Source organism: Homoserinibacter gongjuensis (genome assembly GCF_030161875.1).
GTDB classification, from domain to species: Bacteria; Actinomycetota; Actinomycetes; order Actinomycetales; family Microbacteriaceae; genus Homoserinibacter; species Homoserinibacter gongjuensis.
Map to the genome: position 1 here is coordinate 717,976 of NZ_BSVA01000001.1, position 23,153 is coordinate 741,128.

At 68.6% G+C, this 23,153-nt stretch carries 17 protein-coding genes and 2 pseudogenes; 3 read left to right on the forward strand and 16 right to left on the reverse strand.

The window, feature by feature from the left end; all coding sequences use genetic code 11:
• Positions 1 to 17: 17 nt before the first annotated feature.
• From QQK29_RS03970 to QQK29_RS03985, 4 genes and pseudogenes are all read right to left on the reverse strand, one after another.
• Positions 18 to 1,390: pseudogene (locus QQK29_RS03970) on the reverse strand (UDP-glucose dehydrogenase family protein).
• Positions 1,387 to 3,243 (reverse strand): right-handed parallel beta-helix repeat-containing protein, encoded by a 1,857-nt coding sequence (locus QQK29_RS03975; protein ID WP_284297969.1) that lies wholly within the window; start codon positions 3,241 to 3,243, stop codon positions 1,387 to 1,389. The pseudogene QQK29_RS03970 and the gene QQK29_RS03975 overlap by 4 nt, the downstream one beginning before the upstream one ends.
• Positions 3,240 to 4,565: a glycosyltransferase gene (locus tag QQK29_RS03980; RefSeq protein WP_284297971.1), complete on the reverse strand. Its 1,326-nt coding sequence runs from the start codon at positions 4,563 to 4,565 to the stop codon at positions 3,240 to 3,242. Before QQK29_RS03980 ends, QQK29_RS03975 begins: the two co-directional genes overlap by 4 nt.
• Before the next feature lie 169 nt (positions 4,566 to 4,734).
• Positions 4,735 to 5,703, reverse strand: coding sequence for a right-handed parallel beta-helix repeat-containing protein (locus QQK29_RS03985; protein ID WP_284297973.1), 969 nt, complete (start codon positions 5,701 to 5,703; stop codon positions 4,735 to 4,737).
• Between the two features lie 181 nt (positions 5,704 to 5,884).
• Here QQK29_RS03985 and QQK29_RS03990 point away from each other — a divergent pair, with 181 nt between their 5' ends.
• Genes QQK29_RS03990 through QQK29_RS04000 form a run of 3 tightly spaced genes read left to right on the forward strand, consistent with a single transcriptional unit; the run spans position 5,885 to position 7,073 of the window.
• A complete protein-coding gene (locus QQK29_RS03990) occupies positions 5,885 to 6,208 on the forward strand; it encodes an ArsR/SmtB family transcription factor (protein WP_284297975.1) in 324 nt (107 codons plus the stop codon).
• The gene (locus tag QQK29_RS03995; protein WP_284297977.1) at positions 6,205 to 6,483 is read left to right on the forward strand and encodes an SRPBCC domain-containing protein; all 279 of its coding nucleotides are present in this window, start codon (positions 6,205 to 6,207) and stop codon (positions 6,481 to 6,483) included. Before QQK29_RS03990 ends, QQK29_RS03995 begins: the two co-directional genes overlap by 4 nt.
• On the forward strand, positions 6,408 to 7,073 hold the full coding sequence (locus QQK29_RS04000) for an SRPBCC domain-containing protein (protein WP_284297979.1): 666 nt from the start codon (positions 6,408 to 6,410) through the stop codon (positions 7,071 to 7,073). The genes QQK29_RS03995 and QQK29_RS04000 overlap by 76 nt, the downstream gene beginning before the upstream one ends.
• A gap of 104 nt (positions 7,074 to 7,177) precedes the next feature.
• Here QQK29_RS04000 and QQK29_RS04005 read toward each other — a convergent pair whose 3' ends face one another.
• From QQK29_RS04005 to QQK29_RS04060, 12 genes and pseudogenes are all read right to left on the reverse strand, one after another.
• The gene (locus tag QQK29_RS04005; RefSeq protein WP_284297981.1) at positions 7,178 to 9,832 is read right to left on the reverse strand and encodes an InlB B-repeat-containing protein; all 2,655 of its coding nucleotides are present in this window, start codon (positions 9,830 to 9,832) and stop codon (positions 7,178 to 7,180) included.
• A complete protein-coding gene (locus QQK29_RS04010) occupies positions 9,771 to 11,021 on the reverse strand; it encodes an InlB B-repeat-containing protein (RefSeq protein ID WP_284297983.1) in 1,251 nt (416 codons plus the stop codon). The genes QQK29_RS04005 and QQK29_RS04010 overlap by 62 nt, the downstream gene beginning before the upstream one ends.
• 280 nt (positions 11,022 to 11,301) lie before the next feature.
• The gene (locus tag QQK29_RS04015; RefSeq protein WP_284297984.1) at positions 11,302 to 12,219 is read right to left on the reverse strand and encodes an ABC transporter ATP-binding protein; all 918 of its coding nucleotides are present in this window, start codon (positions 12,217 to 12,219) and stop codon (positions 11,302 to 11,304) included.
• Between the two features lie 55 nt (positions 12,220 to 12,274).
• Positions 12,275 to 12,805 (reverse strand): ATP-binding cassette domain-containing protein, encoded by a 531-nt coding sequence (locus QQK29_RS04020; protein WP_284297987.1) that lies wholly within the window; start codon positions 12,803 to 12,805, stop codon positions 12,275 to 12,277.
• Complete coding sequence (locus QQK29_RS04025; protein WP_284297989.1) at positions 12,775 to 14,043, reverse strand: ABC transporter permease; 1,269 nt, start codon at positions 14,041 to 14,043, stop codon at positions 12,775 to 12,777. The genes QQK29_RS04020 and QQK29_RS04025 overlap by 31 nt, the downstream gene beginning before the upstream one ends.
• Positions 14,040 to 14,947, reverse strand: a pseudogene (locus QQK29_RS04030) (ABC transporter permease). Before QQK29_RS04030 ends, QQK29_RS04025 begins: the two are co-directional and overlap by 4 nt.
• A 229-nt stretch (positions 14,948 to 15,176) precedes the next feature.
• Complete coding sequence (locus QQK29_RS04035; RefSeq protein WP_284297993.1) at positions 15,177 to 16,328, reverse strand: ABC transporter substrate-binding protein; 1,152 nt, start codon at positions 16,326 to 16,328, stop codon at positions 15,177 to 15,179.
• On the reverse strand, positions 16,325 to 16,765 hold the full coding sequence (locus QQK29_RS04040; RefSeq protein WP_284297995.1) for an ABC transporter substrate-binding protein: 441 nt from the start codon (positions 16,763 to 16,765) through the stop codon (positions 16,325 to 16,327). Before QQK29_RS04040 ends, QQK29_RS04035 begins: the two co-directional genes overlap by 4 nt.
• Positions 16,766 to 16,784: 19 nt before the next feature.
• Positions 16,785 to 19,070, reverse strand: coding sequence for a discoidin domain-containing protein (locus tag QQK29_RS04045; protein ID WP_284297997.1), 2,286 nt, complete (start codon positions 19,068 to 19,070; stop codon positions 16,785 to 16,787).
• Positions 19,071 to 19,108: 38 nt separating this feature from the next.
• On the reverse strand, positions 19,109 to 20,461 hold the full coding sequence (locus QQK29_RS04050; protein WP_284297999.1) for a hypothetical protein: 1,353 nt from the start codon (positions 20,459 to 20,461) through the stop codon (positions 19,109 to 19,111).
• 61 nt (positions 20,462 to 20,522) lie between these two features.
• The gene (locus tag QQK29_RS04055) at positions 20,523 to 21,746 is read right to left on the reverse strand and encodes an ROK family protein (RefSeq protein WP_284298001.1); all 1,224 of its coding nucleotides are present in this window, start codon (positions 21,744 to 21,746) and stop codon (positions 20,523 to 20,525) included.
• A 35-nt stretch (positions 21,747 to 21,781) separates the two neighbouring features.
• Positions 21,782 to 23,053 (reverse strand): Gfo/Idh/MocA family protein, encoded by a 1,272-nt coding sequence (locus QQK29_RS04060; RefSeq protein WP_284298004.1) that lies wholly within the window; start codon positions 23,051 to 23,053, stop codon positions 21,782 to 21,784.
• Positions 23,054 to 23,153: the final 100 nt, after the last annotated feature.

Consider the following 23,153-nt stretch of genomic DNA (forward strand, 5'->3'; position numbering starts at 1 on the left):
AAGAGTAGCGACTGCCCTCAACGGGGTGCGAGGCTCACCTCGTGCACGGATGCCACGGCCGGCTGACCGAGGGCCCGGTACTCCCAGCCCGCCTGCCGGTAGGCCTCGGCATCGAGCGCGTGCCGGGCGTCGACCACCCGCCGCTCCGCCACGACGTAGCCGAGGAGGGCCGGGTCGGCGTGCCGGAACTCGTCCCACTCGGTGAGCAGCACGACGACCTCGGCCTCGTGCGCCGCCTCGCCGAGCGAATCGACGTAGACGAGGTCGGGGTAGGCGCGGTGCGCGTTCTCGTTGGCCTTGGGGTCGTACACCGAGACCTCCGCGCCCTCGAGGTAGAGCATCCGCGCGACGTCGAGCGCCGGCGCGTCGCGCACGTCGTCGGAGTCGGGCTTGAACGCGGCGCCGAGAGCCGCCACGCGCACCCCGCGCAGATCTCCCCGGCGAGCTCCCGCACGAGCTCGACTGTGCGCGAACGGCGACGCTGGTTGATCGCATCCACCTCTTCGAGGAAGGCGACGGCCTGCCCGACGCCGAGCTGCGCGGCGCGGTGGCGGAAGGCGCGGATGTCCTTGGGCAGGCAGCCGCCGCCGAAGCCGAGACCCGGCTTGAGGAAGCGACCCCCGATGCGTCCATCGTGCGACAACGCGGTCGCGAGCACGTCGACATCCGCTCCCGCCGCCTCGCAGACCTCGGCCATGGCGTTGATGTAGGAGATCTTGGTGGCGAGGAACGAGTTCGCGGCCACCTTCACGAGCTCGGCCGTCGCGAGATCGGCCACGATCACCGGGGTCTCGGCGTCGATGATGGGCCGGAAGACGTCTTCGAGCAGGTGCTCGGCCCACTCCGACTCCACCCCGAACACGAGCCGGTCGGGGTGCAGGGTGTCGTCGACCGCGAAGCCCTCGCGCAGGAACTCGGGATTCCAGGCGAGCTCCACCTCGGCATCCTGCGGCGCGACCTCGGTCACGAGCTGCGCGAGGCGCGCAGCGGTGCCCACCGGCACCGTGGACTTGCCCACGATGAGGGCGTGCTTGTGGATGCGCGAGGCCAGCTCGGTCATGGCGCTGTCGACGTAGCGCAGGTCGGCGGCATCCGACCCCTGCTCCTGCGGGGTGCCCACACACACGAAGTGCACGTCGCCGAAGCGCGCGGCCTCGTCGAAGTCGGTCGTGAACCGCAGGCGGCCGGACTCCAGCGCGGTGCTCAACTCCTCCGCGAGCCCGGGCTCGTAGAAGGGCACCCGTCCGGCCGCGAGTTCGGCGATCTTGCGGTCGTCGACGTCGACACCGAGCACCTCGATGCCCAGCTTGGCCATGCAGACCGCGTGCGTCGCGCCCAGGTATCCGGTTCCCACCACCGTGATCCGGGGCGGAGTCGTCGTGCTCGTCATCGCAATGCTTCCTCTCGTTGTTCGGACAGGTTCGGGTGGTCGTTCGAGGTGGCCGCGCTCGTCGGCACGCTCGGCGCCGGAGGGCCCACCTCGGTGCGGGGCACGATGCCCCGGCTCATCGACTGCAGCGGGCGGCGCTCGCGCAGGGGGTCGTTGCGCTTGCGGCCCGCGCCGAGGCGCGTCACGAGCGCGGCGGCGACGATCAGGGTCACGACCAGCCACACGATCGTGAGCGGTTGCATGACGGTCGCGACGATCTGGTCGAGGCTGCGGCTCGCGGCCCAGCCGTCGACGAGGTTGCCCTCGACGTGCGCGTCGATCGCCCGATCGCTGTCGATCGCCGCCGGGCCGGTGCCGGTGAGCTCGTTGTCGGTGGCGCTCGTGCCGGCGAGCTGGCCCGTGAGCGTGATGCCGTGCACCGTCGCGTCGGTCACCGTGTTGTCGCGCACGGTCGCCGCGGCGTTGCGCACATAGACGCCGGTCTGCGCCCGCGCGATGTCGTTGGATGCGACGGTCACCTCATCCGCGTCGTCGCGAATCGAGATGCCGTGCTGCTCGACGCCGTCGATCTCGTTGTTGCGCACCGCGACGCCGCTCGGGCCGTCGTCGAGCACGATGCCCATGCTTCCGCCGCTCACGGTGTTGTTGCTCAGCCGGATGTGCGATCCGCCGACGACATCGATGCCGCTGCGCGGGTTGTCTCGGATGTCACTGCCCACGACCGACGACCCGGTCGACGCATCCGCGCCCTCGGTGGTCGGCCCGTCGGCGCGAGCCCGGCCGTCGAGCAGTACCCCGTTGCGACCGTTGGACTCGATGGTCGCCCGATTGACGGTCGCCGTCTCGCTGCCCCGTCCGACCACCACGCCGTCTCGGGCGTTGTCGGATGCGGTCACCCGTGTGAGCGCGGCCCCCGTCACGTCGCGGTCGAGCACGATGCCGTCGGCGAGGCTGCCCGTGACGGTGACGCTCATGAGCGTGGGAGCCGACGCTTCGGAGATCGTGATGCCGACAGCGTTGCCGTCGATCTCGGTCGAGCTGACCGCCAGACGGGTCGCCGCGGCGGGTGCCTCGCTGAGCTGCATGAGGGGCACGCCGTCGGCGCCCGCTCCGGCGGGCGTCGGCACGAGGTCGGCGGCGCGTTCGCCTTCGTAGGCGATGCCGCTCGTGGCACCGCTCCAGAACCCGAGCGCCGCGAACTGGGCGTCGGCGATGCGCAGATCGCCGCCCACCACGCGCAGGTAGGGCCGCCCGTCGGCGGTGGCCTCGTCCGGGGTGCCGGTGCTCGCATCCCAGCTCGTGAGCGATGCGGGGCTCGCCGCGGTGCCCTGGACGGCGATCGAACCTCCGAGGGCCACGATCGAGCTGAAGCCCGTGGAGTCGCCCGCGAGCAGCAGCTTCTCGCCCGCCCCGATCGTGAGCTTCGCCTGAGCCATGACGGCGAGGTGCTCATGCAGCACGTACGCGCCGTCGGCGCCGTCGGCGCTGAGGGTGGCGGGTGCCGACTGCACGAGTTCCGCGAGCGTGTAGGGCGCCGAGCGGGCCGGCAGCACGAGGGTCGCGCGCGCCTCGGTCGCGACGCGGAATGGCCGCGAGGTGTCCAGCGCGGCCGAGACTCCGGCCGACGCGGCCGTCTTCACCGCCACGAGCCGTGCCGCCTCCTGTGCGGCGAGCGCGGTCTCGGCGGCCGCGTCTCCGGGATACGGCTCACCGGCGGTTTCGGCGGTGGGCGTCGTCTCGCGCGAGGTGTCCGTGTGCTGGGCGGGGTCGCCGAAGGTGACGAGCGACCACGCGATGGCCCCGGCGGCGCCGAGCGCGATCACCGACACGAGCACCTTGTTCCCGGTTCTCATGCCGTCACCGCCTCGGGCCGGCGCCCCGCACGCCCGAGCGAGGCGGAGTCCTGACCGTCGCCCCCGGTCTGGCCGGCCCGACGGGTCAGCCACCCCTGCTTGTTCATCGTCACGAAGGCGAAGAGCTTGATCGGCAGGGCCACGAGGATCACCGTGAGCGTCATGAGCGGCAGCAGCAGGAGGTCACGCGGATGCTGGCGCAAGTGCGAGAAGCCGCGCACGCCGCGCCCCACCACGACCCACGCCACGGCGAGCGCCGCGCCGATCACCGTGTACTCGAGGCGCGAGAAGATCAGGTAGGCGAGGCTCATCCCCATCGTCACGGGGGTGAGCAGGATCTGCAGCACCGTGAGTTGCGTGATGATCGGCTGGCGGCGCAACCACCCCATCCGGATCGCGGTGAGGTAGCAGCGGAACGAGTTGCGGCTCCAGCGCACCCGCTGTTTGACGAAGGCGCGGAAGGTCGAGGGGAACATCGAGAGCGCCTTGGCCGAGCTCTGGTGCACGGTGCGGTAGCCCTGGGCGAGCACGAGCCAGGTGAGCCGCCCGTCGTCGCCGGCGATGCAGCGGCGACCCAGGAAGTACTCGTTCTCGAGCTGGTCGAGCACGGGCATCACGGCCGCGCGCCGGTACACCGCGGTGCGTCCGGAGAGGCAGGGCACGGCGCCCACGCGACCCATCGCGGGCACGTAGTCGAAGTAACGCAGGTTGACCATCCAGTCCGCGATGCGTCGCCACACGCTCGACTCGCGTTCGAAGACGTTCTGCTGCGTGCTCACCCCGCCGACCCGTGCATCCGCGAACGGCATCTGAACGGCCTCGAGCATCCCGGGCGTCCAGCGCGTGTCGGAGTCGACGAGCGCCACGAGTTCGGAGCTCGCGAGCCTCAGCCCCACGCCGAGAGCGGAGCGCTTGCCCACGTGTTCGTAGAGCACGGGGCGCACGATGGGGTCGCCCAGGGCGACGATGCGGTCGTGCGCTTCGAGATCGGCCACGTCGAGCACGATGATGATCTCGTCGGGCCGCTCCGCACGCCAGGTGTCAAGGCAGTCGAGCAGGATGCCGGGGTCCTCGTGGAATGAGGGCACCACGATCGAGACGCTCGTGCGGAAGTCGGTGACGATCGGGCGCGCACCGCGCGACATCACGAAGCGGATGAACCACAGGCCCCACACGATGACGCCGGCGACGGCGACGGGCATAAATGGTTCGACCACCGCCAGCCACTCGCCGAGCTGAGCGAAGACGCTGCCGAGCGCCTCGACGACGGCGTTCCACCAATCCTGGAACGACCAGTCGAGCTCGTTCTGCACCATCAGCATGGGCCCCTCCGGTCTGTCGAGATCTGGACTCGGCGACCGTAAGCACGGCCGCCACCGGAGGTCGCGGCTCTCAGGACGCTCTCATGCCGCGTTCACATTGCCGCCAGGCTCGGAATCCAGAAAACCCCAGGTCACGCGGCTAATCCGACGCTTAGGGATGAGACCTTTCTCATTCGGTGCAGGTGATGTTGCTGACCCCCTTGACAGCCCCGGATGCGGTGTTATCGCACGCGACCACATTGCCCAGCGCGGGGGTCACCGCGATGCCATAGCCGGGCCCGTCGACGTGGGCGGCGTTGCCGGAGAAGCGGTTGCGGGTGCCCCACCCGTCGACGATCTCGTGGGTCTGGAAGCCGTCTTTCGGCGAGGTCGTGCCCGTGTTGCCGACGATGGTCCAGTCGTTGCCCTTCACGTCGACCCAGGAGTCGGCGGTCGCCGCCACGAGGTCCGACCCGTCGAAGGTGTTGCCCTCCACGACGCCGCCGGAGGTGCCCTCCTTGATGTCGATGGCCTCCGCCTTCGTCCTCGTGATCGTGTTGCCGACGAGGCGGTTGCGGTCGCTGCGATCGGGCTTGCAGGAGCTCACGTCGCACCAGTTGCTCTCGGCAGAACCGACGTAGATCCCTTCGCCGAACTTGGCCTGCCGCAGCCCGGTCTCGGAGATCGTCGAGCCGACGATGAGGTTGTCGACGCTGCCGTCGCGCAGGTGGATGGCCTCGTCGCCGATGCGGCGCACCGTGAGACCGCCGAGCACGATGTCGGAGCTGCCGTCGACCATGATGCCCTTCTGGCCGTTCTCGACGGTGAAGCCGATGAGCCGCCAGTGCTCGACCCGGTCGAGCGCGAGCACGGTGCCCTTCTGGGGGTTGCCGCCGTCGATCACCGCCTTCGATGAGCCGCACAGCCAGATCGGCTCGTCGTCCGTGCCGGAGCGGTCGATCTCGAAGCGGTCGTCGTAGCGGCCGTCGGCGACGCGGATCACGTCGCCCGGCTCCGCGTCGTCGAGCGCGTCCTCCAGCTCGTCGGCATCCGAGACCTTCACGGATGCCGACGGACACGAGGGAACCGCGTCGCCCCCGCCGACGGCGTCGGCGTCGGTATCCGTCCCGGAACCGACAGGGTGGGAGCCGCCGCACACCCGAGAAGCGTCAGGGGCGCGGCGCAGAGACCGATGATCACAGCGATGCGAGTTCGTGTACGCATGCGGCGCGACCTTAGGCGACGAACCCGGATGCCAGCGGCGAGCTTTCCGGACGTTCCTGAGTGCCACTGCAGGCTTGCCCTAGACAGGTGACCCCAGAGTCACCTATTGTCGTCCCGTGGACACGGATGCAGTGATCGCCGCCATCGCGGATCCCTCGCGGCGGCGCATCCTGGACGCCCTCCGCGCGCGCGACGGCCAGAGCGTCGGCGAACTCACGGAAGTGCTCGCACCGCTCGGCCGGCACGCCGTGCTCAAGCACGTGGGCGTGCTCGAGCAGGCGGGTCTCGTCGTGTCGCGAAAGCAGGGTCGCGTGCGACGGTGCCATCTCAACGCCGTGCCCATCGTCGAACTCGCCCAGCGCTGGATCGACGACTTCGGCGCCCGCGCATCCGCTGGGCTGCTGTCTCTCAAGACCGAGCTGGAAGGACCACGCGAATGACCGACGATCGTATCTACGAGGTGGAGGTGGCGGCGCCGCCGCAGAAGGTGTGGGAGGCGCTCACCGAGCCCCACACCGTGCGCCGCTACTACTACGGCACGAGCCCGCGCACGACGTGGGAGGTGGGCTCGCCTGTCGAGTTCGTCGACGATGACGGCGACGTGCAGATCGAGGGCGTGGTGCTCGCGTTCGAACCCCTGTGCGCCTCGCGCACACCTTCATCGCCACCTGGTACGGCGGCCACGATGACCAGGGCTCCCTGCATTGGGAGGTGACGCCGACCGAGACCGGCAGCCGGGTGACGCTCATCCATCGGGGAGCGCAGGCGGCGACCCGCGAGGGCTCCGAGACCGCAGACGGCTCCCAGCACGTCATCCAGGCCCTGAAGGCACTCCTCGAGCGGGATCCGGATATCGCGCAGAGCATCGTGATCGACGCCCCTCTCGAGCGGGTGTGGGATGCGATCGCGGACTCGACGGCGTTCGGCACCTGGTTCGGCGCCGAGTTCGAGGGCCCCTTCGCGGCGGGTGCCACGACGGCTGGCCGCATCGTGCCGACCGCGATCGACCCCGAGGTCGCCGGCGCACAGGAACCGCACCGGGGCGCGCCGTTCACGCTCGACGTCGTCGCGATCGAGCCGATGCGCCGCTTCGCCTTCCGCTGGGAGGCCGTGCCCGACTCACCGGTGCGCACCGCGGTGGAGATCCTGCTCGAGCAGGTCGAGGGCGGCATCCGCGTGACCATGACCGAGGATGGCTTCGACGAACTGCCCGAGGAGGTGCGGGAAACCGCCCGGGAGGACAACGCGGGTGGATGGGCGGCGCAGACGCGCCTGCTCGCCGGCTACCTGGCACGGGCCGCCTGACGGCGCCCGACGCCGGCCCCGACCGGTGCGACGACGCAAGCCTCGCCGCACCGATCGGATGTCAGCCCCTGTCGGGAGAGGGGGATAGGCATCTCATCGACGGGTCACCGGCACGCTATCGGCGCCCGGTGGCCTCGGAGCCGCGTTTCATCCCCTATTTCGGTGGTTGCCTCCTCAGCTTCCGTACCCATACGTCGCCGGGCGTAGACGATGCCGGCCGCACCGAGCACGAGGAGCATGAGCGCCGCGAACAGCGGCACGAGCAGCTCACCCTCGACGCCCGTCGATGACAGCGCGGGCGCCACGACGGCGAGCGCCGCGACCCCGTACCCGCCGTCGAGCGCGTCGGCGCTGAATCCGCGGGCAACGATCGTGTGCGCCCCGAGCTCGAGGCCGGCGGGCACCACGACGCCCACCGAGATCTCCCCGTCGGCGTCGGCGATCGTCGTGCCGAGCGCCTCGGGCACGGAGTAGGCGAAGAGCTCGACGCTCGAGCCGGGTACGAAGCCCGAGCCCTGCACCGTGATCCGTGCGCCCGGAATCGCCGTCGTGATGGGCGATCCGCCCGAGAGGAGTGCGAGCGCGATCGCGGGCGTGCTCTCGGTGGGCGCCTCGGACGGCATCGCGAGATCGACGATGTCGAAGGTGACGGCATCCGAGACCGCCGAGGCGCCGGCCCAGTGCGCCGTGACGACGGCGCTGTAGCTGCCGGCCGCCAGGCCGGTCACCGCGCATGCCGTCGTCGTGGTCGTGCAGCTGAGGCCGCCGGGCTCCACGGCCACGGTGTAGCTCGTGGCAGCCCCGCTCGGCAGGGCCATCGCGTGCCAGCGGATGAGCGCTTGCTGCGACCCGGCCACGACGTCGACGACCATGGCCGTCCAGTGGGCCGTGAGCGCGACGTCGCCCAGTACGGACCGGCCCGCCGTCCACTCGCTCGCACCGTCGTACCAGCCCGCGAACACGAAGTCGGTGCGGGTGGGCGGCGACGGCGGCACGATCGGCGAGCCGTACTCGATCGTCTGATCGGGCACGCTCGTTCCGCCTGCGCTGTCGAAGCTCACCGTGTAGCTGTTGATGCTCCACTGGGCATACAGCGTGATCGCGGATGCCGGCACGCGATCGGCGGCGAAGTCCCACGCTGTCGTGAGCGCGGCATCCGCGAACCAGCCCACGAAGGTGTGCCCGTCGCGCGTCGGAGCCGCGGGCTCGGTCACGAGCGTGTCGTACACCTCGGGCTGCGGCGGTACGGCGCTGCCGCCGTTCGTCGCGAACGAGACGAGGTAGCTGTTGATGCTCCACTTCGCGTAGAGCGTGATGTCGGATGCCGGCACCGTATCGGCCGCGAAATCCCACGCCGTCGCGAACGCGGCATCCGCGAACCATCCGGCGAAGGTGTGGCCCTCACGCGTCGGCTCGGTGGGCTCGGCCACGAGTTCGTCGTAGTCGACCGACTGCGGCGGCACGGCGCTGCCCCCATTCGACGCGAACGACACGAGGTAGCTGTTCACCGTCCACTTCGCATACAGAGTGACGTCGGACGCCGGCACCACGTCGACCCCGAAGTCCCACGACGCCGCGAACCCGGCATCCGCGAACCACCCCGCGAAGGTGTGGCCAACGCGCGTCGGCTCGGCGGGCTCGGCCACGAGCGTGCCGTAGTCGAGCGTCTGACCGGAGACCGCGCTGCCGCCGTTCGCATCGAACGACACCGTGTAGCTGTTGACGGTCCACTTCGCGTGCAGCGTGATGGGGTGGGCCGGCACGGCGTCGACGCTGAAGTCCCACGGCGTCGTGAACGCGCCGTCGGCGAACCACCCCGCGAAGGTGTGACCTTCACGCGTGGGATCGGCCGGCTCGGTCACGAGCGATTGGTACTCGAGCGTCTGGTTGGGCACGAGCGCGCCGCCGTTCTCGTCGAACGACACGAGGTAGCTGTTGATGCTCCACTGTGCATAGAGCGTGACCGCGTGAGCGGGCATGGTCGCGGTGTCGAAGTCCCAGGCGTTCGTCAGCGCGGCCTCCGTGAACCAGCCCGCGAAGGTGTAGCCCTCACGTGTGGGCGCCATCGGCTCGGACGCGACGGTGCCGTAGTCGACCAGCTGCGACGACACGGCGCTGCCACCGTTCGACACGAACGTCATTCCATAGTCATTGACCGTCCACTTGGCGTGCAGGGTGAGCTCCGAGGCCGGCACCGTGTCGGTGTCGAAGTCCCACGCCGTGGTGAATGCGGCATCCCCGAACCACCCCGCGAAGGTGTGCCCGACGCGTGACGGGTCGCTCGGCTCCGCCACGAGCGAGGCGTAGTCGAGGGTCTGCCCCGGCACCGCGCTGCCTCCATGCGCGTCGAACGTCACGATGTAGCTGTTGATGCTCCAGTCGGCATACAGCGGGATCGCGTGCGACGGCATCACACCGCCCGCGAAGTCCCAGGCCGAGGTGAGGCCCGCATCCGCGAACCAGCCCGCGAAGGTGTAGCCCTCACGCGTCGGGTCGCTCGGTTCCGTGACGTGCGTGTCGTACACGACCGACTGCGTCGGCACCGCGCTGCCGCCGTTCGACACGAACGTCACGTCGTAGCTGTTGATGCTCCACTTGGCGTAGAGGGTGATGCCGGACGCCGGCATCACGTCGGTGGCGAAGTCCCACGCCGTCGTCAGCGCCGCGTCGGCGAACCACCCGACGAAGCTGTAGCCCTCACGTATCGGCGCCGTGGGCGCCGTCACCGTCGTTCCGTAGTCGACCGGCTGCGGCAGCACCGCGCTCCCCGTTCGACACGAACGTCACGGGGTAGCTGTTGACGGTCCAGCTCGCGTAGAGCGTGGTGAGTTCGGAGTCCGTGACATCGTCGGCGAAGTTCCACGCGGTCGTGAGCGCCGCATCCGCGTACCAGCCGACGAAGGTGTGCCCCACGCGTGTCGGCGCCGGATTCGGCTCAGGGATCGTGGAACCCACCTCGAGCGCGAGCGGGGTGAGCCCCGTGCCGCCATTGGAGTCGAAGACCACGGCCGCGGGGTACTCGATGCGCACCGAGTAGTTGTTTCCCGCGCGCACCGCTCGGAACACCTGATCCGTGGGCGTTCCCGTCGCGGTGATGGTAGCCGGGCGTGTGTAGCTGCTGGAGACCGAGCGGCGCCCCCGTTGGTCACCGATCCCGCCGCGGCGACGCCCTGCACCGTGATGGATCCTGCCCCGCCTAGCTCGTACGCACCACCTGAGCCGATCCCCGAAGAGTTCTCGCCCCCGACGGCGATGACGGTGCCCCCGGTGATCGTCACCTGTGCCCCCGAGCCCGCCCGCCCGTTGCCGCTCGTGCCGAGGGAACCGCCGCCGCCCCCGATGCCCGCACCGTCGCGAACCGTGTAGGTAGAGGTCGAGGTCGCTCTGACGATTCCCCCGGTGATCGTGATCGTGCCGCCGTTTCCGCCGTTTCCGCCGCCGGAGACGGTGAAGTTCCCCACCACCGCCACCGATCCCCGCTCCTCCGGCACCGCGCGACGGCACGGCGCCGGCCGCGGTCGCCCGCACGTCGCCGCCCCGGATGGTGATCGAGCCAGCAGACTCGCCGTTCTGGTTGTTGCCGCTCTTCCCGCCGATCGCCGCCGCGCTCGCGCCGCCGTTCGCGGTGAGGCGGCCCGTCGTGCCGTCGATCACGAGGCCGGCACCGCTCGGCACGCGGATGGCCGGGACGTAGTTGCCGAGGCCGTTGATCGTGAGGTTCCGGTCGGTGAGATCGAGCGTGACCGTGACGCCCACCGGCACCGAGAGGCTCTGCCCGCCGGGGTTGTCGATGCTCGCGCCGAGCTCGACGGCGACGTCCTCCGTGGCGTCGTTGACGGCTGCCTGCAGCGAGGCCCAGTCGGTGACGAGCGTCGCCGCTGCGGCGGGCGCCGCGGGCACGAGCGCGATCCCTCCCGCCGCGAGGGCGGTGGCGAGCAGGGCGGACAATCCGCGATGGCGACGAGACATGGATGCGACTCCCGGGGTGCTGTGCGATTCACCGTTCGGGCGCGGCGAACCACCGCATCCGAACGAGCAGCCCTATCCCCAGAGCGTCACTCGACGTTCATGCCCGGCCGGCGAACCGCCCGGGACCACCCCAGCACGGTACCAACCCGCGGTCGGCGGCCCGAGCCCCCGCTCGGGGGCATGACACTCCTAGGCGACCAGCACCTTCATCACGACCTCCCGTACGGCTGTGCGTTGTCCGCGGCCCGCATGCCACCGGTCACTCCACCGGGTTCCAACATTCGGCCCAACTCTCGCCGCGGGCCACCTTGGGCGGTCGCTGCTCGGCGCAGATCGCGGTCGCTGCAGGGCAACGCGGCTGGAAAGGACAGCCGGGGGACGAATCGCGACTCGGGGGGCTCCCCGACATCCGCTTCGCCCATCGCGACACGCGATGCACGCCGATGTCCGGGGGCGCCGCGGCCGGAGTCGAGTCGACGAGCAGACGCGTGTACGGATGCAGCGGCCGATCGATGACGGCGTCGACTGGGCCCGCCTCGACGATGCGACCCGCATACATCACTGAGACGAAATCAGAGATGTACCTGGCGCTGGCGATGTCGTGGGTAACGTACAGCACGGCAACCCCCTGCTCATCGCTCAGGCGACGCAGCAGATCGAGGATCTCGAGGCGGATCGAGACATCGAGCATGGAGACGGGCTCATCGGCGAGCAGCACGTCGGGTCGAGAGGCGAGGGCCCTGGCGATGACGACACGCTGACGCTGACCTCCGGAGAGGTCCCCCGGGCGGCGATCGAGGAAAGAAGCCGACGGGAGGAGACCGACGCTCTCGAGGAGTCTGCTCACGCCCGCCTCGACGTCGCGACGACGTGAGGCGAATCCGTGCAGTCGCAAGGGACGACCGATGAGGTATCGCAACCGCTGCAAAGGGTTGAGCGACCCGTACGGGTCTTGAAACAGGATCTGCACCCGGCGGAGCACATCGCGCCTCGGCCGCGCTCTACGCTGGCGCGCTCCATCGAGCAGAATGCTCCCGCTGGTCGGGTGGATGACGAAGCCGAGCATGCGGGCAAGCGTCGACTTACCACTGCCACTCTCGCCGACGAGGGCGTGGATCTGCCCCCGAGAAAGGGCGAGGGACGCGTTCTCGACGACCGTCGCGGCGACGCGCCCCATGATCGGGTCGTCGACGACGTACTCGCGACTGATGTCGTCGGCGATCAGGATGCGCTCATACTCGTGCATCGTCAGGCCTTTCCAGCCCCATGGCGGTAGGTGTCAGCGTCGGGAAGGCGTGGAAGAGCTCCCGCGTGTACTCCTCCGAACGCGGGCCCCCGACGTCTTCGACATCAGAGCGCTCCACGACCTTCCCGTTGCGCATGACCACGACCGTGTCGGCGATCTCCAGCAGGAGCGCGAGATCGTGGGTGACGAAGACGACGGCGAAGCCGAGCAGGTCCCTCAGTCGCAACACCTGGTCGACGATCTGCCGCTGCATCACGACGTCTACGGCGGTCGTCGCCTCGTCCATCACGACCAGGCGCGGGTTGCAGGCGAGCGCCAGAGCGATGGCGGCGCGTTGGCGCGTCCCTCCCGAGAGCTCATGTGGGTAGCTGCGCATGCGCTCGACCGGAACGCCCACGGTAGCGAGCAGCTCCCGGGTACGGGCCGCGATAGCCGCCCGTCTCATCCCCGGGTTCTTGGCGGCCAGCACATCCGCGAACTGCGCGTCTAGCCGCGCGACCGGGTTGAGCGCATCCATCGCACTTTGCAGCACGATGGAGAAATCCGACCAACGGAGACGACGCAGAGCGTCCTCCTCCAGAGCGAGAACGTCGACCAGCTGGCCGTCGCGCCTTCTCCAGAGCACATGCCCCCGGTCACGATGCCCGGTGGACGCAGCAGACGAAGCATCGCGTGGACCAGGGTGGACTTGCCCGACCCGGATTCTCCGACGACGCCCACGATCTCACCCGGCTTCACCACAAGGTCGACCCCCTTGCAGGCGTGCGCAGTGATGTCGCCAGCTAGGTACTCGACTTCGAGGCCCTCGACGCGGAGCAACTCGTCGCCTGCATCCGCAACCGTCTGGGCACCTGCCGCACGAGCGGACGCGGTCGCGCGTTCCAGCCGGACGAGGCGTCTCCGCACCGAGGGGCGGGCGGCGCTCAGCCGGGGATTCACCATCTCGTCGAAACCGAAGTTGAGCAAAGCCGCGCCAGCCCCCAGGATGGCGATCCCGAGGCCGGGCGGGAGATACCACCACCACATCCCGGACAGGATCGCACCCTGGGTCCGCGAGACCTCCAGCATGGTGCCCCAGCTCGAGGTGTCTGGTGAACCGATGCCGAGGAAGCGCAAGGAGGCCTCGGCGAAGACCGCGCCGACGATCGCGACGAGGAGGAGATTGAACAGGTAGCCCGACATCTGCGGAAGAACGTCGACGAAGAGTTGACGCGTTCGGGTCTCTCCCACCATCCGGGATGCGGTGACAAAGTCGCGATTCCGCAGGCTCAGGACCTGGGATCGGACGGCACGAGCCTCGCCAGGCCAGCCAACGAGGCCGATGATGAGGATGATCGTGATCTCGTTGACCGACCGCATGTATCCCGCGACGATGATCGCCAAGGGGATGGCGGGGATCACCATCAAGAGATTCATGGTGCTGTTGAGGGCGGAGTCCACCCAGCCACCGGCGAACCCGGCAACGAGGCCGACGACGACCGCGATCCCGGTCATCAGCACGCCAGCCGTGAGGCCGACGAAGACAGATCCGCGTGCCCCGAGAACCCACTGGGCGAAGAGGTCCGACCCGGAACTATCCGTCCCGAGCCAGTGCCTCGCGCTCGGCGGTTGGCGGATCGCCTGGCGATCGACGGCATGCGGGTCCAGGCCGAGCAGGTCGAGCAGGAACGGCCCGATGATCGCGATGACCAGGAACGAGATCAGGATCGCGGCGCCGATCCGCACTTTCGAGCTTGAGAGCGCACCAGAGGTCATGTGCTGCTCCTCGTCCGCGGGTCGAGGACGACATAGAGCGAATCGGCCAAGAAGTTGCCGAGCAGGATGGCAAGGGTCACCATGAGGAACACCCCTTGCATCACTGGGAAGTCCTTGGCGGTGACGGCTTGCACGAGCACGCTTCCCACCCCGGATAGTTGAAGACGAGTTCGGTGAAGAGCAGGCCGCCAACGACGCCCCCGAGCGCCGTGGCCAGGTTGGTCACCGGCGGCAACAGCGCATTGCGTGCGGCATAGCGAACGACGACGCGTGCACGCGAGAGCCCCTTCGCCTCAGCTAGCAATACGTAGTCCTCGGTCACGGTCGTGATGGTCATGTTCCGCATCTGGAGGATCCAGAACCCGATCGATGCCGAAACGGTCGCGACGATCGGGAGCAGGGCGTAATGAAAGACGCTTCCGATGAATGGGGCGTTGAACCCGGGATCGACACTGGAGCTGAACGATCCAGCGATCGGGAACAACCCGGATTGGTAGGCCACGAAGTAGATCAGCAACATCGCGATCCAGAACGGCGGCAGCGCACCAGCGAACGCCGCTGCAGGGACGGCGACGGTGTCGGCGAAACGGCCGGGCCGCATCCCGATGATGGCCCCGATGATGATGCCGAGCAGGAAGGCCGTGACCACCGACGTGCCCGCGAGGAAGATGGTCCAAGGCAAAGCCGCGCCGATGAGGTCGGCCACGGGCACAGGGTAATACGTCGTCGACAGCCCGAGGTCGAACTGGGCGAGCTTCGCCCAATAGTCAACGTACTGCTGCAACACGTTCTGGGTCGGGTCGCCGAAGAAGGTACGGAACGACTCGATCTGTTCGGGCGAGACGGGCATTCCCGTTTGTCGTTCGATCTTCTGCACGAGAGAGGCGACCGGGTCACCCGGCATGAAGCGGGGGATAATGAAGTTCAATGTGCAGGCCGCGAGGGCGGTCAGCACGTAGAGCCCCGCCCTGCGCGCGAGGAAACGTGCCCCAGCGACGCGATGTCGTCGGACTCCGCGCGCGGCAGGACTCCTCCCGACCCGCGATGTGACGATGCTCAATCGGACTCCTTTCGCGGTTCATGGCCTGCCGCGACAGCGGCCGCGGCAGGCCATGAACCGGGTGCGGCTGGGGTTACTTCGGCTGAAGATCGAGCATGATCATCGTCGCGCTCGGCGCCACATACGGACTAGCGAGATACTCGGCACTCACTGGATCCGTCGGCCAGCCGCTCCAGCGAGACGAGTTGATGAGCACGCTCCAGTTGCCGCCGACGGTGGGAATGTACGGCACATCCTCGTAGACGATCCGTTGCAGGTCCATCCCGAGTTCGATGTACTCGTCCGAGGCCGGATCGACCGCCGACATGCGCTCGACGAGGTCGACCGAGCGCGCGTCCTCCCACCCGCCGAAGTTGCCGGGCGAGCCCATCCAGCGGAAGACGTCGAGCATGCCGGCTGCCCCCGAGGTGAACCGAAGCGCGCCGTGCGCCTCCTCGACGGCCGCGTCGTACTGGTCACCGGGAGGGGTGAGCAGCTGGAGGTCGATCCCGAGATTCTCCTGAAGCTGCGCCTTGATGTCGCGGTAGATGGGCTCCGCCGAGGTCCAGCTCACTGGGTAGGCGAAGGTGAGGCGGATCGACTGGTCGCCCTTGACGAGCAGGCCGTCGTCGACCGACCATCCGGCCGCGGCAAGCTCGTCCTGAGCCGCCTGGACGTCGACCTCGCGCGTGGCTCCGCCGGCGCACTCGTCGATCAGCACGCTGTCGGCGTAACGCGAGGCGGTGAAGCCGCACGGGCTGGGCACGGGCAGGCCCGAGAGCTCCGCGAGCGCAGGCACGTCGATCGCGAACGCGATCGCGCGGCGCATGTGGACGTCGTCGAACGGCGCCTTGTTCGACGCGAGCACGAGCGACTCGGCACCCCCGTGGGGCACGACGAAGCTCTTGTGGTTCTCGGGATCGGTGGCGTCGAACTCCTGCTGGGCAGTCGGCCACGCGGCACCGCTCCATTCCAGGTCGCCGCCGGCCAGTTGGAGCTTGAACGTCTCCGGCGAGAAGGCGACCATCTCCACGCGATCGACGGCGCTGTCACCCTGCCAGTAGTCGTCCCGCACGTCGAACACCGCCGACTTGGGCTGAATCCTGTCGAGCACGAGGAGGCCGCTGCCGATCGGTTCCGGGTTCGTGAAGGTCGCGACATCCTCGTCCTTCCACTGCGCGGCCTGCACGATGGGCGCGTTGGCGAGCCCGGCGAGCCGCCCGTACGAGTTGTCCGGGAAGGTCAAGACGATCGTGTGCTCGTCGGTCGCCTCGACCGAGGTATACGCCGCCCCCAGGCGTTCAGTTCCGGATGCTCGAGGGGCACGGAGAGCGTGAACTTCACGTCCTCGCTCGTGAGCGGTGTGCCGTCGGAGAAGGTCACGTCGTCGCGTAGCACGAGCGTGAGCTGGGTGGCGTCGTCGTTGAAGGTCCACGACTCGGCGAGCCAGGGCTTCACCGGGTCCTCCGGGTGCTGGTGGTCGATGCGGACCAGAGCGTCGTAGATGAAGGTGAGCCCGGGACCCTTCTCGGACGGGCCGAAGGGGTTGTAGTTCTCCACCATGGTGGCGGGTCCCTCGATGCGGAGGATGCGGGGAACGTCGGTGTCCGCCGCCGGAGTGCAGCCGGCCAGGGCCAGCACGGCCGCGGCGGCGATCGCCAGCGGTATGGTCAGTTTTCTCACGGAAGTGCCTTTCGGATTCTCAGGACAGGGTGGTGAAGGTGAGGTTCGGGAAGGTCAGGGCGATGTCGGAGAGGTCGGTCAGGTCGAGCGGCACGAGCGAGCTGTTCCACGTCGTCCACTGGCCCTGCGTGCGCACGGCCGCCAACCCGGTCACGGCCTTCTCGTTCCAGGTGTCGTAACCGTCGGAGGGATCCCACACCTCGTCGATGCAGCTCGTGACGGTGCCGGGGCACGTGGTGCCGAAGTCCCAGCTTGCGAAGTCGAACTCGTCGAGGCGGTCGCGGATGCCGGTGTTGGCGAAGCCGCCGAAGTTGCGGCTCGTGATGACCTTGACCGGGAGATCGGTGACATCGGTGTTCGGGAAGTAGTGCGTGAGCGCCGACTGGGCGATGTTCAGCAGCCGGCCCTCGACGATCGTCAGCGACGACTCGCCCTGGAAGAACAGCACCGGCAGCAGCCCCTCGGTGGAGTCCGCGAACGGCTGGTTCGTCATGTAGGGGCTCAGCGCGATCCCTCGAACCGTCTGCCCGCCCACCGCGAGCGCGCTCGAGTTCTTCGCGTAGAAGGCCGCGGTCACGTACACGCCGAGGTTGTCGATGTCGTAGTAGGTGCCGGCGGTGAGCTTCGTCACGTCGCCGGAGATCACGGGTGCGATGGCGCTCGCGAACGCCGTCGCCTGCTCGGGCAGCAGCCCGGCCTCCCAATCAGAGATGTTCTCGAGGGTGGCCGCGAGCGGCAGGTCGCTCGTGTCGTGCACACGCTGCGCGAGATTGCTCACATCGATGGTGGTGCCCCCGCCGGGGTAGATCACGAAGATGTCGCCGGGGTTGTGCCCACTGGTCGGCGCTCCCGTGTACAGCACCCGGCGGGATGCGTTCTCGCCGCCGCTGCTGTCAGAGGTTCCCGCGAGCACGACATCGCGAACGCCGTGCCTCTCGATGAAGTCGACGTACTCGGAGGGCGGCTCGAGCAGCTTGATCCATGCCACGCCGGGATCCATCGAGCCGTCGTAGCCCATGGTCGCCATGACCTCGTAGCCCGCGTCGGCCGCACCCTGGAGCACCGTCCGCAGCTCGTAGATCGAGTCGAAGCTGACGAGGAAGTGCAGAGGGAGCACGGGAGCCTGCAGCGTACGGATCAGCTGCGGCGCCGATTGGATTCCCGGGGCGACTACGACCGTCTCGAACGTGCGCGTGGAGCCGAGTGCCGTATCGAGCGTCGTGATGGTCTCGGCGATCGCGTGCTCGAGGAACGCGGGCGTCGCGTAGACGGGGGCGGGACCGTAGCCGGACGCACTCGGCGTCCACGAGGGGCCCGCGGACTGAGAGAGGATCTGCGCCGACTTCTGCACGGCGTACTCCGCGCTCAGCCCGCCGCCGAGCGTGTAGACGGGGAAGCCCGAATAGTCCTCGACCCCGATGTCGAAGGTCGTCAGTTGCGAGCCATCGGTGACACGGAAGAAGGTCTGATACTGCTCCCAGGTGCGTCCGTCGTCGAGTCGCACCCGCACGAAGACCCCGTAAGACCCGACCGGCATGCCGCCGTCGACCTGCCAGAGCGAGGACGTGTCGGCGTGCGTGGCGTTCGCTGCGAGCGCCAATCCGCTCTCAATCTGGGTGAACCGCCGGTAGCTCGGGTCGGTGAGCCCGAAGACGATCGCGTAGGCGTCGGAGACCGTCGCCGACGAGCCGGAGACGTTGCTCAGCTCATAGGAGAGCTCGGGCGTCTCGCCCGTGAGGTACGTCGCCTGGTCGAGGGTCGCGTCGACGACCTTGATCGCCGGCGCGACGGTCTGAGTGATCGGGTCGCCGTAGACCTCGAAGTTGGTGAGGTGGGCGCTCGAGTTCGCGGAGTTGCTGATGATGTTCACACGCACGTATCGCCCGACGCCGGTGACCGCGAAGGTCTCGGCGTTCTGGGCCGGGATGTCGTTGTACTTCCACGCGATCGGTGCCGACCAGTTCTCCCCGTCGAGGCTCACCCGCACGTAGTAGTGATAGAAGCGCACGCCATCCACGTAATTCCGATTCGTGAGGGAGCTGAGACTGTAGATCCCTTGCAGATCGACCTGCCACCAGGCGTCGTGGCCTCCGGTCAGTTCGGCGTCGAAGTAGCCGCCAGTGTTGCTCGGATCCGCGTCGTTGGCGGCGGCGGCGTTGACCCCGGACGAGCTCGTCGGCTTGTTCAGGCTGATGGGCAGGGGATCCGCTGCGGCCGATACCGGCGCGGCGATGACCGCAGCGACGATGGGCAGGATGGCGAGGATCGCAAGCAGACCGCGCGGGCGGCGGGTAGACGGACTCATTGTCACTCCTTTGTGTGAGGCCGGATGCGAACGGAGCGTCAGCTCGACGGGTCGAGGCGTCGGATGCGAAGGTCGGTGCGGTGCGCGATCGCCGAGGAGAGCTGTTCGAGCGCCCGAGCCGGAGCTTCGATCGGCCCCGTGCGATGCGCGGCGAGCACGTCGAACGCACGCCAGAAAGGCGTGTCGGCCCGGTCGCCGTAGATCTCGTCGGCCGCGGTGTCGAGTGTCGTGACGTCGGTGAAGCCGCGAGCGCGCAGCGCCCGCTCGAGCGCGAGCGCGTGCTCCGGTCCCCCGACGTTGAGTGTGGCGTTGATCACGACGGGCAGGCCGCGGAGCGCGTCGGCGTCGAGGGCGCCCGCGTCGCGCAGCGTGTGCTCGAAGCGGTCGAGAGTGAGATCCAACGCGTCGAGCTGCCAATAGACGAGCGGCAGGACGCCCCCGACCGCTTCCGCGTGAGGATGCGTGATGAGGTAGGGGTTGAGGGCGAGTTGTCGGATCTCCGTCCCCTGCGCCCGGAGCAGCACTGCCTGTGCGTAGGAGGCCGCGTCGTAGGCAGCGAGGTAGTCGTCGGCCGTCATCAGCCAGGTCTCGACGTGCGCCGCCCACAGTTGGGCGAGGACGCCGTCGAGCTGCTCTTCGGCCAGCCCGCTCTCCCAATCCGTGATGCGGAACGCCTCGGGCTCGAGCTCGACCGCATCGAGGTCGTCGATCGTCCGCCGGAGCATGTTGTCATCGAGCTGGCTGCCGCCGTCCGGCGAGGTCACGAGCACCTCGCCCGCCGCGATGTGGTCGCCGCCGTGCGCCGCCAGCGGCCGCCGTGCGAGATGCGGGCTCACGCCCCGCGTGCCGATCAGAACCACTCGGCGCACCCGGTGGCGCGCGAGGAAGGAGCGGTACGCCGCGGGCAGCTCGAGCATCTTGAGCCAGGCCACGGCCATCGTGGGCATGGACTCGTCGTAGGCGAGGGTCGCGTAGGCCGCGAACCCGTCCTCCGCCGCCCCGTCGAGGGCGTCCTGCGTCTGGGCGATGGAGCGCGCGCTCGCAAGGAAGTGCAGAGGCAGGAACGGCGCCCCCAGCAGCTGGGCGACATAGGACGCACTCGAGACGCCCGTGCCCACGACCACGGTGTCGTACACGCGCTCGGCGCCCAGCGCGTCATACGCGGCGATCGTCACGTCGACGGCTTCGCGGAGGAACGAACGGGTGGCGAGCACCGGATTCGGGCCGAGGCCGGGCGCCTGCACTTCCCAGGTGTGCGCGACTCCGCCGCTCAGGCTCGCCAATGCCTCCTGCACGGCGTACTCCGCGCTCATGCCCCCGTCGAGCGCGTAGACGCCGATCCCCTCGAGGGAGTGCCGCCCGATGCGGTAGCTGGCGAGTTCCGTGTACATCGTGCTCCATAAATAAAAGGTTCTTTATTAAAGAGCACTGTAGTAAGACACGGATGTCGCGTCAAGCGCGGATCGGAGCCTCTCTTTCGACGAGTTCCTCGAGGGTGGCCTCGACCGCAGCGTGCACTGCTCCCAGTGCCACTGCACGGTGCGAGAGCACGCTTGCCTCGATTCGTGTCGGCAGCAGAGTCAACTGCGATACGCCCTCGCGCAGGGGTGGAAGAATCTGACCGGCCGCGTCAGCGACCGCGCCACCGACGACGATCAGTTGCGGATTCAACAAGATCGCGAGTACCGCGATCGCTCGCGCCACACCCGCGAGGATGTCTTCGAGAACGTCGCGCGCCACCGTGTCACCCAGACGAGCCGCCTCGAGCAGCAGCTCCACGTTCACCTGCCCGGGGTCGTCACCCGCCAGGGAGCGCAGGAGCTGACCGCTATCGGCGGCATCCGAGTCGGCGAGCAGGCGACGCAGAGCGTCACGCCCGGCCTCGCGCCCGAGCGCACCGATGCCCTCCGAGCCTTGTCCAGTGGCGAAGAGCTGGGTGAACCCCATCTCCCCCGCACCACCCGCGTAGCCACGCACTGTACGTCCGTCGACCACGATCCCCGCCCCGAGCCGCTCGCCGGCTAGCACGAAGACGAGATCACGGATGCCCTCGCCCACGCCTCGCCATCGCTCGCCCTCCGCCGCGAGGTTCGCGTCATTCTCAACCTGCACGGCGCAACCGAGCGCGGCCGAAAGCTCTTCCCCTAAGTGCAAGCCGTTCCAGCCCGGGAGCGTCGGAGATTGCATGACGATTCCCGATTCGGCGTCCACGATGCCGGGCGACCCCACCACGGCCCGCATGAGGGAATAGAGAGGGAATCCAGCGACACCGATCGTCTCGCGAGCCAACTCGACGACTCGTGCAAGCCGGTCGGGGGCTCCCAGCGCCGAGTCCAGCGCCTCGCTGCGCTCAGCCCGTACGTCACCCGCGAGATCGGCAGCAATGAGCGTCACGCGTCCGACTCCCACGTCCACTCCGAGCACGACACCACCGTCGGCCCGGAACGTCAGCTCACGCGCAGGGCGGCCGCGGCGCTGCCCGGCCTCGATGACGGATTCCGAGGCCCAGCCCAGCCCAACGAGGTCGTCGGCGATGCTCTCGATCGTAGGGCGCGAAAAGCCCGTCAGCTCGACGAGCTCGGTGACGCGCAACGGCCCACTTGCCCGGAGTTCGGTCAGCACCCTGGTTGCGTTGAGCCTGCGCAGCAGCGGCGGCGCCGCGGCTCCATTCAGCATGTGATTCCTCCTCGAGCGCGGCCGCGTCGGCTGTTTCAGCCGGGCACGGGCGACACCGACTGCACACTACCGAGCCTACGGCCGCGCTCGGCCGCGAAGACGGCCAGATGCGACGACAACGACGCGGCCCCTCCCGAATGAATACCCCGCTCATCCCCGGTGGCGACGGCGTGCACGAAGGCATCCATGAGCCCCTCGTCGCCGCCTCCGTGGCCTCCGCCCGCGGTCGCGTCGCCGTATGCGGCGACTTCGAAGACCTCGGTGGTCGGCGCGCCGAACTGGTACACCTCGACACGCTCACCGTCGGTGCTGAGTTCTCCCTTGCTGCCGAAGATCGTCGTCCTGCGATGTCCGCCGGCGTTGAAACCCGTCATGGTGAAGACGCCGCTCGCCCCATCGGCGAACTGCATCGCCACGACCTGATGATCGACGACATCGTTGTCGGCGTAGTAGACACATCGCCCGTACGGGCCGTCCGTAAGGGCGCGATCGAGTTCCTCCCGAGTGGGGATGTCAACGACCGTCTCGAGGGGCCAGCCGGTGTCGCCTGCGTCGAGGAGGCCACGATAGAGCGTGGTCGCCGAGTAAGGACAGGTGCGCTGGAGGGGACAGTCCACGCATCGTGGCGTCGCCCCCGCCGGCGCTGCTTCGGAACGGAAGTGCTGCAGTCCGCCGAAGCTCGAGACCGACGCGATCGGTTGGCCCACGATGTGCTGAAGCCAGTCGATGTCGTGTGACGACTTGGCCATCAGCATGAACGTCGAGTCTTCTTCACGCCGCCAGTTCCCTCGCACATAGGAGTGTGCCTGGTGCCAGTAGCCGACAGGCTCGAGGTGCTGCACGCTGACGATCGTGCCGAGCCTGCCCGAGTCCACGATCGACTTGATGAGGCGAGTGTGCGGCGTGTACAGCAGCACATGACAGACCGCGAAGATCCCCTCCGATCTTGCGGCCACCTCGACGATCCTCCGGCTCTCCTCTTCGGTGGGCGCGAGCGGCTTCTCGAGCAGTACGTGATATCCGCGCTCGAGGAACGCGATCGCGGGATCGACGTGGAAACGGTCCTGGGTGGCGATGATCACGGCATCGGACGCCCTCGGGCGGTCCAGCAGTTCACGCCAGTCGTCGACGAGCTGCGCGCCGGTCAGACCGTGCTCGTCGGCGATGCGCGCCCGCCGCACGTCGTTTCGCTCGGCGACCGCCACGACCCGCGCGCGATCCGGATGGTTGAGCATCCAGCTCGCGTAGTTGTGGCCGCGGTTGCCTGCACCCACGATGGTGAAGGTGACGGGTGAGTCCTGATGCATGCGATGCCCTATTCAAAAGTTTCTTTTATAAAGAACATATCGATAATAGGGCAGACTGGACCGGGCGCAAGACTACGGCAAGACGCAGACCTGAAGTAAG

Bases quoted from the DNA above. Each gene is read 5' to 3' on its own strand.
- QQK29_RS03975 (WP_284297969.1), bottom strand. From the start codon at position 3,243: ATGAGAACCGGGAACAAGGTGCTCGTGTCGGTGATCGCGCTCGGCGCC.
- QQK29_RS03980 (WP_284297971.1), bottom strand. From the start codon at position 4,565: ATGCTGATGGTGCAGAACGAGCTCGACTGGTCGTTCCAGGATTGGTGG.
- QQK29_RS03995 (WP_284297977.1), top strand. From the start codon at position 6,205: ATGACCGACGATCGTATCTACGAGGTGGAGGTGGCGGCGCCGCCGCAG.
- QQK29_RS04015 (WP_284297984.1), bottom strand. From the start codon at position 12,219: ATGGGGCGCGTCGCCGCGACGGTCGTCGAGAACGCGTCCCTCGCCCTT.
- QQK29_RS04020 (WP_284297987.1), bottom strand. From the start codon at position 12,805: ATGGATGCGCTCAACCCGGTCGCGCGGCTAGACGCGCAGTTCGCGGAT.
- QQK29_RS04025 (WP_284297989.1), bottom strand. From the start codon at position 14,043: ATGACCTCTGGTGCGCTCTCAAGCTCGAAAGTGCGGATCGGCGCCGCG.
- QQK29_RS04045 (WP_284297997.1), bottom strand. From the start codon at position 19,070: ATGAGTCCGTCTACCCGCCGCCCGCGCGGTCTGCTTGCGATCCTCGCC.
- QQK29_RS04050 (WP_284297999.1), bottom strand. From the start codon at position 20,461: ATGTACACGGAACTCGCCAGCTACCGCATCGGGCGGCACTCCCTCGAG.
- QQK29_RS04055 (WP_284298001.1), bottom strand. From the start codon at position 21,746: ATGCTGAATGGAGCCGCGGCGCCGCCGCTGCTGCGCAGGCTCAACGCA.
- QQK29_RS04060 (WP_284298004.1), bottom strand. From the start codon at position 23,053: ATGCATCAGGACTCACCCGTCACCTTCACCATCGTGGGTGCAGGCAAC.